Here is a 15,998-nt window from a genome sequence, read left to right as displayed (position 1 = left end):
ACCGCTTTGCCCGCGATTCGCAAGAAAAAACGGGCCCTTTTTTGGTATGCTTCTTTACAGGTGCCGGGACTCCGGCCGCGGCTGGGCCATCAGCTTGCAACTGACCAAAAAGGGAAAGGAAACTAAGATGATCGTCGGGATTCTCAAGGAAATCAAGGTAGAGGAAAATCGCGTCAGTATGACCCCCGCCGGGGTGGAAGTCATGGTGAGTCACGGGCACACCCTGCTGGTGGAGACCGGCGCCGGCGCCGGCAGCGGCTTCGCCGACGAGGCCTACCAAAAGGCCGGTGCCGAGATCGTCGCCACCCCCGCGGAGATCTACCGCCGCAGCGACATGGTCATGCACGTCAAGGAGCCGCAGCCCAGCGAGTACGACCTGATCCGTGAGGGGCAGATCGTCTTCACCTACTTCCATTTCGCCGCGGCCGAGGGGCTGACCCGCGCCTTCATCAAGAGCAAGGGGATTGCGGTCGCCTACGAGACCATCACCGGACCGGGCAACTCGCTGCCGCTTTTGACCCCGATGAGCGAGGTCGCCGGGCGCATGGCGGCCCAGCAGGCGGCCAAGTACGCCGAGCGGGCCCAGGGGGGGCGCGGCATTCTGCTGGGCGGGGTCCCGGGTGTGGCGCCTGCCACCGTGGTCGTCATAGGCGGCGGGGTGGTCGGCACCCACGCGGCGCAGATGGCGTGCGGCATGGGCGCCAAGGTGTACCTGCTGGACATGAGCCTGGAGCGGTTGCGCCACCTCTCCGAGGTGATGCCGAAGAACTGCTTCCCCGTGATGTCTTCTCCGGCCACCATCCGCGAACTGGTCAAGGAGGCGGACGTGGTCATCGGCGCGGTGCTGGTACACGGCGCCAAGGCGCCCAAACTGGTCACCCGCGACATGCTGAAGACCATGAAGCCCGGGGCGGTGCTGGTGGATGTGGCCATCGACCAGGGGGGCTGCTTTGAGACCTCGCGTCCGACCACACACCGCGAGCCGACCTACCTCGAGGAGGGGGTGCTGCACTACTGCGTCGCCAACATGCCGGGCGCGGTGCCGCTCACCTCGACGGCGGCGCTCACCAACGCCACGCTCCCCTACGCTGTGGCGCTGGCGGATCGCGGCTGGCGCGACGTGGCGCGCAACAACCCGGGCGTCAGGGAGGGGGTCAACGTCGCTTTGGGCAAGGTCACCTACCGCGGTGTCGCCGAGGCGTTCGGCCTGGAGTACACCCCGGTGGATGAGGTGCTAGGCTAAGCGCAGCGGGGAATAACCAGTAACAAGAAGAGGCCAGCCGGTAAACGGCTGGCCTCTTCTCGTTTGCGGATCATGATGCGAAAGGGGGGGACTGGCTCCGCCAGGTGCCTGTCCCCTTAGTGCCGGTGGAGACTGGCTCCGCCAGATACCTGTCCCCGTAAGGCTTCGGCAAGCTGGCTGAGCTGAAAAAGCGTTCCGCTAGAGGGACAGGCACCTGACCGGAGCCGGTCCCTTCTGCTTCCTATGGCATCTTCAGGCGCAGCTTGCGCAGCACGCTTTCGTTCACCTGGAGCCGGACCTTGCGCGGGTCCAGCATCGGGATCTTCTGCGATGCGCCGCTTCTCAGCAGGGAGAAGACCAGCTCGCCGGTCTGCACCCCGATATCGTAGGGGTCCACGTCCAGCGAGGCGGCGGCGCCGTTTTTCAGGTACTGGCCGGTGAAGGTGACGGCAGGGATGCCCTGAGTCATGGAAAAAAGCAGCAGCGCCTCCATGTTGACCGTGGTCACCACGGTGCTGTCCGGCAGCAGCCACAACAGGTCCACCTCTCCTTTGAGCTTCTCCAGTTTTCCCTGCAGGTCGCGCGAGTGGCGCACCGGCTCCATGGTGAGGGTGATGCCGTGATCGGCTGCCTCGGCGGCAGCCCGCTTCAGGTAGAGCCCCGACAGTTTCGGGTCGTAGAGGACCCCGACCTGCTTGGCGCCCAGTTGGGCGAAGAGCTCCATGTAGCGCTCCGGAGACGCCACCATGGACACCCCGCCGACGCGATCTGACTGCGGTTTTTGCGACAAGGACAGGGAGAGCATGGTGACCACCGGCACCTCCCTGATCTTGCGGCAGGCGATCAGGGCCTGGTCGCCCACGGCGACCACCAGTCTCGGGCGCTCTTCCCGGACCAGACGCTGCACGTCCACCTCGGCGTAGTCGGAGAGCACCAGGGGCTGCTCGTTGGTCCTCGCCGCGGCACGCAGGCCGCGCAGGGCCTCGGCGTAGACCGGGCTGCGGCTGGACTGCAGGATGAGGAGGTCCGAGGCGAGCGCCGGGGCAGCGAAGGCCCAGGCGAGAAGCAGTATGCACAGGAGCAGGGGGCGCATCAAAACCGGAACCTCCCCCCGATTTCGAACCAGCGCGGCGCTGCCTGGTGGAAGTCGTATTGGTACAGCTTCGCGTCGAAGATGTTGCGCACCGAGAAGAACAGTTCCGGCGAGTTGTCCTGGGACGGCATCAGCTTCTGGTTCACGTGCAGGTCGAAAAGCGTCGCCACCGGGTGCGCGCCGGGTGTGTCGAGCTTCCAGTCGGTATAGTTGCCGGTCACGACGCAGGTGAGGCCGGCCGCGGTGTTATTGTAGCTGAGCGAACCCTTGACCGCGTGGCGGGGGCCGGTCAGGCTGCCGTCGAGCTCCGCGCCGGTGCTGCTGTTGATCGCATCGGTGAAGGTGTAGGCGCCGGTCAGCGCGAAGCCGTACCAGGGGGAGGTGCGCAGCTCCAGGTCGACGCCCTGGCGGCGCTGCCGCTGCTTGAGCATCACCCCGGCCTGGTAGTCGTACTCCTGGACGTTCCAGACGTTGTTGTTAAACAGCATCCCCTTGAGCCAGAGGTAGGGGATCGCGCTGCTTTCCATTCCCCACTGCACCGTGGTCACCTGCTGCAACTCGTGCTGCACCTCGCCGTTGGTCGAGCCGAAGAAGCTGATCAAGGGGAGGCTGTAGCCGCGCGCCGCATAGCCGCGCATGAGGGTGTTCTCGCCCAGGCGCACGGTGGCGCCCAGGGTGGCGCTGACCGCGTCGTCGAGCAGGTTCAGGTGGTCGACGCGCACGCCGGGAAGCAGCGAGAGCCGCCCAACGGTGAAGGTGCCGTTGGCGTAGGCGGAGTAACGGGTAAGTGAGAGGTCGGCGTCGGAGCCGGGCCTGTGCTGCACCAGTTCGGCCTGGCTCACGCCGATCCTCTCGAACTCGAGGCCGGTCTTGACCCCCTGGTGGGCGTCACCCAGATTCAGCGCTGCCGTGTATCCCTGGTGCACTTCGCGCGTCTGGGCGTTGAAGACGAGGAGGCCCGGGGCGAGCAGGGTGCGGCGGTCCGCCGAGTCGCGCACGCCGCCGCGGCCGGTTACCTCGAGGCTCGCGCGCTCGGCGAGCGGCACCTGCAGGGCGAGATAACCGTCCAGGTAGTGCGTCGCACCGGTCTGGGCCAGGTTGTAGCGCGTCGAGGCCATGGTCCCGGTGTCGGCGTAGCGGGCATCGAGCCCCAGGGTCGCCTTGGCGCCGCCCAGGAAGTCGTAGGTGATCTTGCCGAAACCGTGGCTGAAGTCGACGTTGTTGCCGCCCCGCAGCCCGTCGGAGCGGATGGTCCCACCGGTCAGGTAGTACCCGAAGCCGTCGCTGGTGCCGCTTACTTCGCCCCTCAGGTCGCTGGTCGCCTTCTTGCCGATGGAGGCCGAGGCGAGGCCGGCGGCGCCCCGGTCGGCCACCGGGGCCTTGGTGACGATGTTGATGACTCCCCCCAGCGCCGAGCCCCAGGCAGCAGAGGCCGCACCCTTCACGACCTCGATGCGTTCGATCATCTGGATCGGGATCATGCCCACGTGGGCCAGGTTTTCCGCGGAGACGAAGTTCTGGGGCACCCCGTCGATCTGTACCAGGACGTGCCGGTTCGGGGAGCCAAGGATGTCGTAAAGGAGGATGCCGCCCGGTGTCTGCAGCAGGTCCATCTGCACGCCCGGGATGGTCTGCAGCACGTCGGCCACGGTGTGGGCGTTCAGCCGGGCGATTTCGTCGGCGGTGACTACGGTGACGTTTTCCGCGATGAGGGATGCGGGGCGGGGCAGGCGCGAGATGTCGTCCGGCTGCTCTTCCGAAAGGCCGAGCGAGCGCGTGACCTCGTCTTCTTGCTCGGCCATGGCCCGGTGCGGCGCCAGCGGGATCAGGAGCAGCAGCGAGACGAGTAAAAATTTGCGGAGGAACTTAACGGTCAATAATCCTGCCCATCAGAAAAAAGAACGTTGACAGCGCCATCTTTTTCTGGAAAAACTGGCACAAAGGTGGCGGTATACGTATCAGCTTAAGAGATACCTGTCAAAATAATTTCCCTTAATACTGCCTGTGTTTTTCTTTTGTGGTTTGTTGTCCGCAAAAGTTGATAACACGAATGCGTCAGTTATAGTATCACGTCCCATAAATCAAAAAAGTCTTACAGGGTAGCTTCACTGTGATTGTGATCCAACCCTGCACTGGAGGGCCTCAGCCATGACCGGGTTGTCGTTGCCCCAGCGCTTTCGCTCCTTCCGCTCCAGCTTCCAGTTCAAGCTCTTCCTGCGCTTCACCGTCTTCTCCGCGGTAGTCGCGGTGGTCTGCGGCACCCTGTTTGTGCTGCACCAGATCAACCAGAACAAGAGTCACGCCGAACAGATGCTCCAGCTGCAGGCCCGTGCCCTGGCCGATGCGGTGCGCCTCCCTTTGTACGCGGAAAGCGTCGAACTCCTGGAAAACCATGCCGCCGAAACCATCCGCCTCCCCGAGATCCGTGCCGTCGAGATCGCCAGCGCCCGCGGCAAGGTCCTGGTCAGGCTCTCCGCCTCGCGCCCCGGCTCGTCGGAGCAACTGATCAGCCAGACGGCCGAGGTGCATGGCCATCCTCTCACGGTTTCCCCGGAACAGGCCCTCGCTGGCGAGCAGAGCGGGGCGGGCGACCTGGTCGGGGAGGTGCGGCTTTATCGCGGCACCGATGACCTGTGGCGGGAAGGGAGGCGCCTGGCGGCCTTGAGCGTGGTGCTGGCAACGACCTGCTGGCTCTTCGTCAGCCTCTCCTGTTACTTCATTCTCCGGCGGGTGACCGCCTCCTTCGACACCCTGATGCGGGGGATGGAGAAGGTCCATGGCGGCGACTACGTCTCGCGTATCGACATCGTCTCCGATGACGAGCCGGGGCGCGCTTCGGCCTCTCTCAACGAGTTGGCCGAATCGCTCAGGCAGCGCGAGGAGGAGAATCGCCGCCTGCACGCGGAGCTGATCGCGGCCATGGACTTTGAGATCGCCTCGAAGGAGCAGCTGGTTGCCGTCAACCTCGACCTGGAGAAGGAGATCGAGCAGAGGACCCAGGCGCGCCAGGAACTGAAGAACCTGGTGCAGCAGCTCCCGCTGGGTATCGTCTGGTCCGACGAGCACGGGGAGATCGAGTACCTCAACTCCTTCATGGTGGAAACTTTCGGCTACGGCGGCAACCAGGCGCCCGACCTGGATACGCTCTTTGCCCTGATCTTTCCCGACCGGGCCTACCGCGAGGGGGTGCTCGAGAAACGCCGTGCCGCCATCGCCGCCTGGGAGCAGGGTAGCCTGGTGACGTTTTACGAGGTCAGCGCCCAGTGCTGGGACGGCTCGGTGCGCCACCTGAACTGCAGCAACCAGCGTTCCGGCACCCGCATCGTCGATATCATGATCGACATGACCGAACGCGAGCTCCTGCAGCAGCAGATCGTAAGGAACCAGAAGCTGGAATCGATCGGGGTGCTGGCGGGGGGCATCGCCCACAACTTCAACAACGCCTTGACCGGGGTGCTTGGGTACATCTCCTTCGCCAAGAAATTCCTGGAACCGGCGCACAACGCCCACGAACTGCTGCAGCAGGCGGAGAAGGCGACCAAGCGCGCCGCCGGGTTCGCCACCCAGCTCCTCTCCTTCGCCAAAGGGGGGGCGCCACTGCGCAAGGGGGTCCCGGTGGCCGCGCTGGTCGAGGAGTCGGTGCTGGTCTCCACCAAGGGGGGCAACGTCACCGTCAGTATCGAACTCGACCCGCACCTGCCGCCGGTCTTCGTCGACGACGGTCAGATGCGGCAGGCGTTCAACTGCATCTGCCTGAACGCCGTGCAGGCCATGCCGGGGGGGGGAAGGCTCACCGTGCGCGGCAGGCAGGTCTGTTCCGAGCGGGACAGGCTGCCGGCCCCGCTTTGCGGCTGCTACGTGGAGCTCTCCTTCCAGGATGAGGGGTGCGGCATCCGCGAGGAGGACAAGTCCAGCATCTTCACCCCGTATTTCACCACCAAGGCGCAACTGGGGACCGGACTCGGGCTCGCCACGGTACATTCCATCGTCACCAGGCACGGCGGGATGATCACCTTCGACAGCCAGTGGGGGAAGGGGACCACCTTCACCCTGTACCTCCCGGTTTTCAGCCTCGCGTCGGCCGCCTCGCGCGCCGACGGCGAGGTGCCTGCGCCGGAGCCGCGTCGCGGCAATGCGGTACTGGTCATGGACGACGAGGAGATGATCAGGCAGCTCGCCGCGGGGGTGCTCTCCGACCAGGGATACCTGGTCACCGTCTGCAGCAGCGGCCAGGAGGCGGTGGAGCTGTACCAGCAGGCGCTTGAAGGCGGCACACCCTTCCTCGCCGCGCTCCTTGACCTGACCGTCGCGGGCGGCATGGGGGGGAAGGAGGCGGCCAAGCAGATCCTGGCCCGGGACCCCGCGGCGCGCCTCGTCGTTTCCAGCGGCTACAGCGACGACGTCGTCATGCACGACTTCCACGCCTACGGCTTCTGTGCCGCCACGGTGAAGCCCTACGACCCGGACCAGCTCTGCCGGCTGCTGGACGGGTTGCGCAACGGGTGAAAAAAAAGCAGCCAGGCCGGGAGACGGTCGGCGCTGGCTGCAACATAAATAACAAGTATGGTGATAGGGTGCTTTGCCCCTACGCTGTCGGTTACACCCGGCTGATCTTCGCCTTGCTCTTCAATTCGTCCACGAAGCTCGTCACCGCTTGTCTCACCTTCTCCGCCTTCAGGTACTCGAAGATCTTTCCCTTCGCCTCGTCGTAGCTCACCTTGCCCGCCTCGTGCTTCTCGGCCAGCTTGATGATGTGGAAGCCGAACTGGCTCTCCACGATGCCGCTGATCTCACCCGGCTTCAGGTCGAAAACCGCCTTCTCGAACGGGGGGACCATCTGGCCGCGGCCGAAGGTGCCGAGGTCGCCCCCTACCGTCGCGCTGGGGCAGCCCGATTCGGCCTTGGCCACTGCCGCGAAATCCTCACCGCCTTTCACCCGCTTCAAAAGCGCCTCGGCCTTATCCTTCGCCTTTTGCTTCTCCTCCGGCGTCATCTTCGCGTCGGTCTTGACCAGTATGTGGCTGGCGCGTGCGTTTTCCGGCTTGGTGAAGTATTTCTCCAGGTTGTCCTGGTAGAACTTCTGCGCGTCGGCATCGCTTACCTGGACCTTGGAGGCGAAGCGCTGCTCGATGAAGGTGTTGATCGCGATGGTCTTGCGCGCGTTGCGGGTCATCTCCTCCATGGTGAGGCCGCTTCCCTTGAGGGCTTCCTCGAAGGCGGCGGGTGAGGGGTAGAGCGCCTTGCTTTCGGCCACTTTCTTCTCGACTTGCTGGTCCAGATCCTTGATCTCGATTTTCGCCGCTTCCTGGTAGAGGAGCTCGGCCATGGTGAGTTGGTCAAGGGCGGCCTGGGTCGCCTGCTGCATGGCCTGCGGGGGGAGCTGCTGCGGCTGCCCGCCTTGCGACAGCAGCACGCGGGTGGCCCGCTCGACCTCGGCGCGGGTGATGGCGACGCCGTTTACCAGCTGCACCGTGTCCTTCACCTCGACGGCCTGTGCCTGCGGGGGCGCTGCGGGCAGGGCCGCCTTGTTGGCGCCGGCGCAGCCGGCGAGGCAGAGAAGGGCTGCGGTGGTCGATGCGATACTCTTGGTGATTCTTTTCATTGCACGGTCTCCTTTGTTGGCAACGGATGGCTATTAAAAGATGTGCGTCCTGCGGCGTGGCCGACGGACCCAGTGGCTATAGCAATTCCGAAGCCAAGGTGGATCGTAAATTTAAATATCTAAGTTTATGCATGGTTGGGGCGGGGAACGGTCCGGGGGGAGGGTGGTCGGGTGCGGGAAAACCCCCAACGGAGAAAGGGGCGTTCGACGGGGTGGGGCAAATGACCCACAATGGTTGCCGCGCCCCCCGGTCGTGGCGGGAGCGAGGCGGAATTGCGAGCCGCAGTGGTGAGTGCAGGCTCGGGGAAGCCTCTCCAATTTCGCATTGACTTACGGCCGCTTATGGGTTAACAAAGGGCGCGGTTGCAATATATCGATTTGTATATATGTGAGTCGATGCCGGACCGGAACTCTCCTTGCAGCGGTGCTGCCCAAGAGGAAGCCCCATGAAAAGATACCTGTTGCTGTCTCCTTTGCTTCTCGCCCTTTCCGCCCTTACTGCCGCGGCGGCGGACAACTGCCTGAGTGCAGGGTGCCATGCCAAAATCGCCGCCTTCAAGCACCCGCACGCCCCGGCGCAGGGGGATTGCCTGTCCTGTCATGTGCAAAAGGCGAAGGAACACCCGCTGCCCAAGGCGAAGAGTTTCGAGACGGCCGCCAAGGGAAGCGCCCTGTGCGCCGGCTGCCATGACCGTATCGGCAAGAAGAAGGTGGTGCACCCGCCGGTCAAGGAGGGGGACTGCACCTCGTGTCACAACCCTCACGGCGGCAACGGCAGGTTCCTGATGGAGGCGGATGAGGACCAGAAGGCCCTCTGTTTCGGCTGCCATGACGCTGCCGCCTTCAAGAAACAGTACGTGCACGGCCCGGTCGCCGAGGGGGCCTGTACCGCCTGCCACGACCCGCACGACTCCGGCACGAAGGGGCTCTTGAAGGGCGACGTGAAGGAGCTTTGCCTTAAATGCCACGACGATTTCGCCAAGGGGATGAAACAGGCGGCCCGGGTGCACGCCCCGGTGAAGAACGCCCCCTGCACCTCCTGCCACGACCCGCACGCCTCCGTCAATCCTGCCCTTTTGAAGGATAAGATGCCGGATCTGTGCATCGGCTGTCACAAGGACATCGGCAAGAAGATGAAGTCCGCCAAGGTGATGCATCAGCCCCTGGCCGATGCCAAAGGGTGCGGCAACTGCCACTCCACCCACTATTCGGCGGCAAAGGGGATGATGGCCGGAGACCAAAGGACCATCTGCGTCGGATGCCACAGCGGCAAATCATCCGGCTCGCTCAGGGATATGGCCAAGGAACTCGCCGGCAACAAGGTGCTGCACGGGCCGATCAAAAACGGCAAGTGCGACGGCTGCCACGACCCGCACGCATCGGACTACCGCCGCCTGCTCCTTGGCAACTACCCTGCTTCCTTCTATGCTCCCTACCGCGAGGGAGCGTATGGGCTGTGCCTTAGATGTCATGACAAGAACATGCTGACCTTCGCCCAGACCACGATCTACACCAAGTTCCGCAACGGGGACCAGAACCTCCATTTCGTCCATGTCGCCGACCGGCTCAAGGGGCGCTCCTGCCTTGCCTGCCACGAGTCCCATGCCGCCGACGGGACCATGATGGGGAACAAGGAGGGGGCGACCTTCGGCCCCTGGCGGATCAAGTCGCGCCTGAAGCTCACCTCGACCGGGGGGAGCTGCGCGCCCGGCTGCCACTGGCCCTACAGCTATGACCGGGTCAAGCCGGTCAGCTACCAAAAGAAAGCCGAGGCCGCGGCCCCGGCCAAGGCTCCCTCCAAGTAACCGCGCTTTCCCCCCTCTCCGGTTCCTCCTCCGTCGGCCCTCCCCGGGCCGGCGGGGCAGGATAAATAACCCACTTCCACGCCCCGGTGGGGCAACTCACCCACCCCCGTATCCTCATTTTCCAGGCCGTTCATTGCTGCGCAATTGTGATTTCAATCACTTGTGGCGTTTTTCCCCATTGGCACGGTGGTTGCTAAGTTTGTGTTCATTCAGGCAATTCCGGGGCCGACTCTGGGGGGAGGAGGCAACGGTGATTTGACAACCGGTAGCTTATGTAGCTGGAAGAGAGCCAATACCAAAAACAGATTGAACACATCACATGCAATGGAGGAAGGAAATGAAAAAGCTTGCAGTAGTAGCGGCCGTGGCAGGACTCGCCATCGGCGCGGCAGTAGCACAGGGTGCAGATTCCACTGGTAAAGGTATTGTTGGCTCCGTTCACGACCTCAGCGGCCGTGGTACCGGCGCAAGCGGCTACAACGTAAGCGACCCGGGTCAGAGGATCTGCGCATTCTGCCACTCCCCGCACCACAGCGCCAACACCAACCTCGAGCAGAGCGACACCGTCGCCAACCTCGACGGCACCGCTGCCGGGACCACCTACAACATCTACGCTCCGCTTTGGAGCCGCGACATGTCCAACCAGAAGGTACCCGATGCCTACGTCAGCCAGACCTTCAACCCGTCTTCCCTGGGCAAGCCGTACGATCCCCTCATCGGACCGTCCCGTCTCTGCCTGACCTGCCATGACGGCACCATCGCGCTCGACTCCTACTACGGCAACAAGAGCATGGTGGCCGTGCAGACCTTCGACGAGTTCAACGGACCCGAGGGCGGCGGCGGCGTGAAGAGCATCGGCATCGCTGCCGATCCCAAAGGGCTCTCCAACGACCACCCGATCGGGATGAGGTACAGCGACTTCCTGGGCGCCAAAGACGAAAACGACACCCCGTACGAGCTGATGCCGACCAGCACCAACTTCGTCGACACCACCAACACCAAGACCGCCTGGACCGTTCAGAGCGTTCTGTACCGCGACCCGATGGACAGCACCAACGTGAAGGACTTCGTGACCTGCGCTTCCTGCCACGACGTTCACAACGGCAATGCCGTCGGCAACAAGGCTCCGGCCAGCAACATGCGCGGCTTCCTGCTGTACGGCTCGCAGGTCAACTCCGCATTCTGCCTCACCTGCCACAACAAAAACGGTCTCCAGGGCGTACCCGACGGTACCCCGACCAAGTAAGCTCTGTTTTGTTGCAATGCCAGAGAAGGCCGCCACCTTGTGGCGGCCTTTTTTTTCGGCGCACGAGTTCCCTCCGGGCGTTAAAAATCGCTTCACATTTGTTGGAATTTACTATATATATCCGGATATTTGAATCAACCACGTTACAAGGAGCGGTGTCATGCTGAACAAGTATTCAAAAGGTTTCCTGGCGGTTTCCTTCACGCTTGCCATCCTTGGCGGCTGCGCTTCGAAAGAACAGGTCAAACCGCAGTTCTGGCCGGGTCTGCCCGATCCGCCCAGGGTGCAGTACCTGAAGCACATCGCGAGCTCCAACGACGTGGTGGGCAAGAAGTCGATAAAACTCCTTGACCTCGGACAGGAAGAAGAGAAGGTGGTCGGGTACGTGAAACCCTACGGCATCGCGGTGAGCAAGGGGGTCATCTACGTCTGCGACACCATAGGGGCCCAGGTGGCCATCCTCGATCCGGTCAACAAGAAGGCATCCTACCTAAGCGGCAACACCGGTCCGGGACAGCTTAAAAAACCGATCAACGTGGCCGTTGACAGCGACGGTTTCATCTATGTGACGGACACCGTCCGGCACGAAGTGCTCAAATACGAGCCTAGCGGGGCCTTCCTGAGGGCGATAGGGGGCGAGCCCATGAAGCCTGTGGCCGTTGCGGTGGACGACCTGTACCTCTACGTCCTGGACGGCCAGGCAGCCGTGGTGCAGCTCTATGACCGTTTCACCTCCGAGCCGGTGCGCAGTTTCGGCCAGGAAGGGCCGGATGAAGGTCACCTTTTCTCGCCGCTGGGGCTCGGGCTGGACGGCAAAGGGGGGGTATACGTCACCAACCTGGACGGCAGGATCGTCCATTTCGACCGCGACGGTCACCCGCTGCGCAAGTTTGGCCGGCTCGGTACCTCCCTTTCCGAGTTCAACCGTCCCCGCTCCGTCATCTTCGACAAGGAAGGGATCATGTATATCGTCGATGCGGCCAACCAGGAAGTCCGCCTCCTGAACGACCAGTTCCAACTCCTCATGTCCTTCGGCGCCCCCGGCACCCCCGGGTCCCTCAACGTTCCCGCGGGCATAGCGGTCTCTTACGACAACCTCCCTTATTATCAGCAGTTGGCTGCCCCCGATTTCACCCTGGAAAAGGTCATCTTCGTGGTCAGCCAGTTCGGCGCCGACAAGGTGAGCATCTACGGCCTGGGCAAGAAGAATGGGGTCGACTACCAGGGGCTGCTGAATGCGCGGCTCGAGGAGATCCGTAAAAAGGAGGAGGCGATCATCAAGGAGCGCAAGGCGCAGGAAGAGAAGAAGGCGCAGGAAGAGAAGAAGGCACAGGAAGAGAAGAAGGAAAAGTCTCCGGATTCCGCGCCGATTGCAGGCGCAGGGAAATAGGCTTTCTTCAGGCATGTTTCAAGGTTCCGTGCGCAGGCTTTTAGTGGCCATACTGCTGTTTCTGGGGGGGTGTGACCCGGTGGCGCGCCACCAGTTCCTGGTGACCTTTTTCGACGACGTCCCGGTCCTGCCGCCGCTGGAGCAATACTGCAGCGATGCGGAGGAAAGGCAGGTGCAAGCGGCTAAGGCACGGGCCGCGGGCAGGGAGGTGCAGCAGGCGGCGGCGCCCACCAACAGCTCCCATCCCCCTTATGCCGAAAAGCGCTGCAACGACTGCCACCAGGCGGAGAAAACCTCGGTTTCCGGGCTTATAAAGCCCAAGTCGGAGCTTTGCTTCATGTGCCACCCCAAGATACTCAAACATGCTTTCGCCCATGGTCCGGCCGCGGAAGGGGAGTGTCTTGGCTGCCATCTGCCGCACGAGGCGAACTACCCGTCCTTGCTGGTCCGGGAACCGTCGAAACTATGCGAGAAATGCCACAGCGAAAAGCGCCTCGCCGCCGCCATGCATGACAAGATCAAGTCGGCGTCCGTCGTCTGTATCGACTGTCATGATCCGCATTCCGGTACAAGCAGGTATTTCCTGAAATGAGACAGGAATTTTAATGCAGTACTTTTTGTGCAATGGGAAGGGGCGGGGCTTCGCGCCGGGGCGCCCGGCAACGTTTGCGGTGGCGCTGACGGTGTGTCTGCTGCTGGCTACGCAACGGCAGGCCGGGGCGCTCACGCTGCTTTCCATTCGCGACATCTCCCAGTCCGCCGGGGCCTCTTACTTCGTCAGCCACGCCAAGGGCTCCGGTCAGCCCGGTGAAAGGGACACCTCGTCGAGTGAAGACTACAATTTCGGTTTTGAGTACAGCATCCTGGCGCCGCAGTTGATCAAGGGAAAGACCTCTCTGTACCTGGAATATCAGCAGGACTCCCGCAACGGCGCAGACAGCTCGGATGTGCAGTTGCGCTACAACATCAACTCCATGCTTTTCAGCAAGGACTCGTTCCCTGTCAGCATCTCCGCCAACTCCAGCAGGCAGACCATCTCCGAGACCTTCGGCCCCACCTACAGCACCGATACCGACAGCCTGGTTTCACAGCTCTCCTTGTTGAACAACTTCGTCCCCTCCAGCATCCAGTACAGCAGGCAGAGCACGCAAACGTCCGGGCTGGTCCGCAATTTCAGGCAGAGCAGCGACTCCTTCGTGGTGAACGCGACGCCGAACCTCGGGATGCTGGGGAGCCTCAACCTCGGGGTCTCCATGACCGAGAGCGACAGCGCCGCGGTCGAAAGCAGCCTCGCCACCCACAACGCCACCTCCCTCGCGCAGGCCAGCTATAACAAGACCTGGATGTCGCCGACGGGGTTCTCCCGCGGCTTTGGCGCTTCCTACGTCTACCAGCAGGCCACCGGAGTGGTCCGGATGGACAACCAGAGCCTGAGCAGCAACATGGATTGGCAGTTCGGCAAGGCCCTGCAGGGGCGCGCCACCTGGATGGAAACCAAAAGCATGTCCGACGTCCAGGAGTCCCGCACCCGCACCGCCACCGGGTCGCTGACCCACAGGCTCATGGGGAGCCTCGCCACCAGCGTGAATCTCTACGGCAACGAACAGCAGTTCGACAACGGCGCCAGCCGCTCCCTCTCCGGCGGCCTGGCTTTCAACTACAACAAGCGTCTGCCGCAGGACAGCAATTTCAACGCAGGCTACAACTACGGCAAGGGGTACCAGGAGAGCACCGGCGCGGTCTCCGAGGTTCAGGTGACCGCCGAGCAGCACACGACGCCTCTCATCCTGCCGCGCCGCATCAAGCTGAACAACGAAACCTTCATCGCCGACAGCATCGAGGTGGTGGGAGGCCAGACCATGCTCCCCTATCCCCCGGGGAGCTACACCGTCATTGCCGACGGGATCGAGCTGATCGCCGACTTCGCCGGGGACAGCACCGTTCTCATCTCTTACCGCTACCGCCGCGACCCTTCCACCGCAAGCATCGCGACCTCGCACAGCGCCTCGACCTCCGTAGGGCTCTTCGGCGACAAGTACCGGCTCTACGCCAACGCGCGTTCGACCGGACAGGAGGTGATCAGGGGACAGGCCACGGCGGTGACGCTGGTGGGGACCAGCCATTACGACGCCGGCGCCAATGCCAACCTCGGGCGGCACAAGCTCGGAGGGGAAATGGGGTACGACAAGACCTATGCGCAGAACCACTACTACATCTACTCCTCCTGGAGCTACTCCGCGCCGTACCTGCGGGGCAACCTCTCCCTGGACGCCAGCGACCGCATGACCTGGGGAACGCAGCAGGGGGGCGCCGAGCCTTGGCTGAACAGCCTGGGATGCCAGGCGTCCTACTATCGAAATTTCAACAACATCGCCGCCCGCCTCAAGGCCAGCTACTCCAACTCCCTTGTTGAAACCGGGGACATGGCGCAGTACATCGGGCTGCTGCTGAACCTCGAGGGGAAGTTCGGCAAGCTCACCGCGATGCTGACCTCGTCGATGAACTGGTCCTACTCCAGTCTGGGGACCTCCTTGAGCGAGTCCATCGGCTTCTCCCTAAGGAGGGCATTTTGAGAACAGCAGCTAGCAACAGGAAGGGGCGGTCCCGGCTGTATCGTCGTCTGTTGTGCGTGGCGGCGGCTTTGCTGGTTACCTCCTGCGTGAAGCCCGGCTCGGACCGGGGAGCCGAACGCAACTGGCCCTCCAGCCCCAACCCCACCCGCATCGTCTGGACCGGTGCCGCCGCCAACGCCGAGGACCTTCACATCGGCACCGGCCTGGTCTCCAGCCTGTGGCGCATGGTGACCGGGGGGGGAGAGGAAACCATCGTGCGTCCCTACGGCATCCATGCCGACTGCAGGAAACGGGTCCTCGTGGTCGACTCCCAAAAGCGCGGGGTGCACCTCTTCGACCGCGAGCTCAAGCGCTACTTCTTCATAAGTGGCGGCGAGGAAAGCGTCTTCAATCTGCCGATCGGGGTCACCGAAGACGAGAACAACATGGCGTACGTTACCGACGCGGGGGCCGGGAAGGTATACCGGTTCAGCCTGAGCGACCGGCGCCTGGTCCAGTTCACGGACGGGCTGCAACGACCCACCGGCATCGTCTTCAACCCCTTGAACAAGCTCCTGTACGTCACCGACACCCTGGCCGCCCAGGTCGTCGTCTTCGACCGCCAGGGCAAAGAGGTGCGACGGATCGGGCGCTCCGGGCACGGCAGGGGGGAGTTCAACCTCCCCACCGACATCGCCGTCGATATCGAAGGGAAACTGTACGTGACCGACCCCCTGAACGCACGGATCCAGATCTTTTCCAAGGACGGCGTCTTTTTGGACAGCTTCGGCGAGGCCGGCGACACCCCCGGCTTCTTCGGCAAGGCAAAGGGGATCGCGGTCAACAGCGAGGGGCACATCTACGTCTGCGATGCCCTCTACGACAGGGTGCAGGTGTTCGACTCCAAGGGGCGCCTGCTGATCACCTTCGGCAGCACCGGCAGCGGCAAGGGGGAATTCTGGATGCCGTCGGGGATCGCCATCGACAAGGACGACAACATCTACATCGCGGACACGTTCAACAAGCGTTTCCAGCTGTTCGGCTACGTCTGGCTGGACTAAGGCCGG

11 protein-coding genes are annotated in these 15,998 nt (G+C 63.1%); 8 read left to right on the top strand and 3 right to left on the bottom strand.

Annotated features, from left to right (window positions below; translation table 11 throughout):
* Positions 1-127: 127 nt before the first annotated feature.
* A complete protein-coding gene (gene ald / locus KP004_RS14550; protein WP_216799232.1) occupies positions 128-1,243 on the top strand; it encodes an alanine dehydrogenase in 1,116 nt (371 codons plus the stop codon).
* A 241-nt stretch (positions 1,244-1,484) separates the two neighbouring features.
* On the opposite strand, the gene KP004_RS14545 is transcribed toward ald, so the two are convergent.
* Together KP004_RS14545 and KP004_RS14540 are read right to left on the bottom strand one after the other, a co-directional pair.
* Positions 1,485-2,336: an ABC transporter substrate-binding protein gene (locus KP004_RS14545; RefSeq protein WP_216799231.1), complete on the bottom strand. Its 852-nt coding sequence runs from the start codon at positions 2,334-2,336 to the stop codon at positions 1,485-1,487.
* A complete protein-coding gene (locus tag KP004_RS14540) occupies positions 2,336-4,213 on the bottom strand; it encodes a TonB-dependent receptor plug domain-containing protein (RefSeq protein ID WP_216799230.1) in 1,878 nt (625 codons plus the stop codon). The genes KP004_RS14545 and KP004_RS14540 overlap by 1 nt, the downstream gene beginning before the upstream one ends.
* A gap of 271 nt (positions 4,214-4,484) precedes the next feature.
* On the opposite strand from KP004_RS14540, the gene KP004_RS14535 reads away from it, so the two are divergent.
* Positions 4,485-6,842 (top strand): hybrid sensor histidine kinase/response regulator, encoded by a 2,358-nt coding sequence (locus KP004_RS14535; RefSeq protein WP_216799229.1) that lies wholly within the window; start codon positions 4,485-4,487, stop codon positions 6,840-6,842.
* 91 nt (positions 6,843-6,933) lie between these two features.
* Here KP004_RS14535 and KP004_RS14530 read toward each other — a convergent pair whose 3' ends face one another.
* Positions 6,934-7,938 (bottom strand): peptidylprolyl isomerase, encoded by a 1,005-nt coding sequence (locus tag KP004_RS14530; protein WP_216799228.1) that lies wholly within the window; start codon positions 7,936-7,938, stop codon positions 6,934-6,936.
* A 446-nt stretch (positions 7,939-8,384) separates the two neighbouring features.
* Here KP004_RS14530 and KP004_RS14525 point away from each other — a divergent pair, with 446 nt between their 5' ends.
* From KP004_RS14525 to KP004_RS14500, 6 genes are all read left to right on the top strand, one after another.
* Positions 8,385-9,743 (top strand): cytochrome c3 family protein, encoded by a 1,359-nt coding sequence (locus KP004_RS14525; protein ID WP_216799227.1) that lies wholly within the window; start codon positions 8,385-8,387, stop codon positions 9,741-9,743.
* A 337-nt stretch (positions 9,744-10,080) separates the two neighbouring features.
* The gene (locus KP004_RS14520; RefSeq protein ID WP_216799226.1) at positions 10,081-10,989 is read left to right on the top strand and encodes a hypothetical protein; all 909 of its coding nucleotides are present in this window, start codon (positions 10,081-10,083) and stop codon (positions 10,987-10,989) included.
* A gap of 160 nt (positions 10,990-11,149) precedes the next feature.
* Entirely contained in the window at positions 11,150-12,379 is a 1,230-nt protein-coding gene (locus KP004_RS14515) for an NHL repeat-containing protein (RefSeq protein WP_216799225.1), read from the top strand.
* A gap of 13 nt (positions 12,380-12,392) precedes the next feature.
* Entirely contained in the window at positions 12,393-12,971 is a 579-nt protein-coding gene (locus tag KP004_RS14510; protein WP_216799224.1) for a cytochrome c3 family protein, read from the top strand.
* A 13-nt stretch (positions 12,972-12,984) separates the two neighbouring features.
* Positions 12,985-14,952, top strand: a complete 1,968-nt coding sequence (locus KP004_RS14505) for a hypothetical protein (protein ID WP_216799223.1) — start codon at positions 12,985-12,987, stop codon at positions 14,950-14,952.
* Positions 14,949-15,992: a 6-bladed beta-propeller gene (locus KP004_RS14500; RefSeq protein ID WP_239026821.1), complete on the top strand. Its 1,044-nt coding sequence runs from the start codon at positions 14,949-14,951 to the stop codon at positions 15,990-15,992. The genes KP004_RS14505 and KP004_RS14500 overlap by 4 nt, the downstream gene beginning before the upstream one ends.
* The last annotated feature ends 6 nt before the right edge of the window (positions 15,993-15,998 follow it).

It is taken from the genome of Geomonas oryzisoli (genome assembly GCF_018986915.1).
GTDB classification, from domain to species: Bacteria; Desulfobacterota; Desulfuromonadia; order Geobacterales; family Geobacteraceae; genus Geomonas; species Geomonas oryzisoli.
Note: the sequence above shows the minus strand (reverse complement) of the source record. Positions and strands in the feature narration are given on the sequence as shown.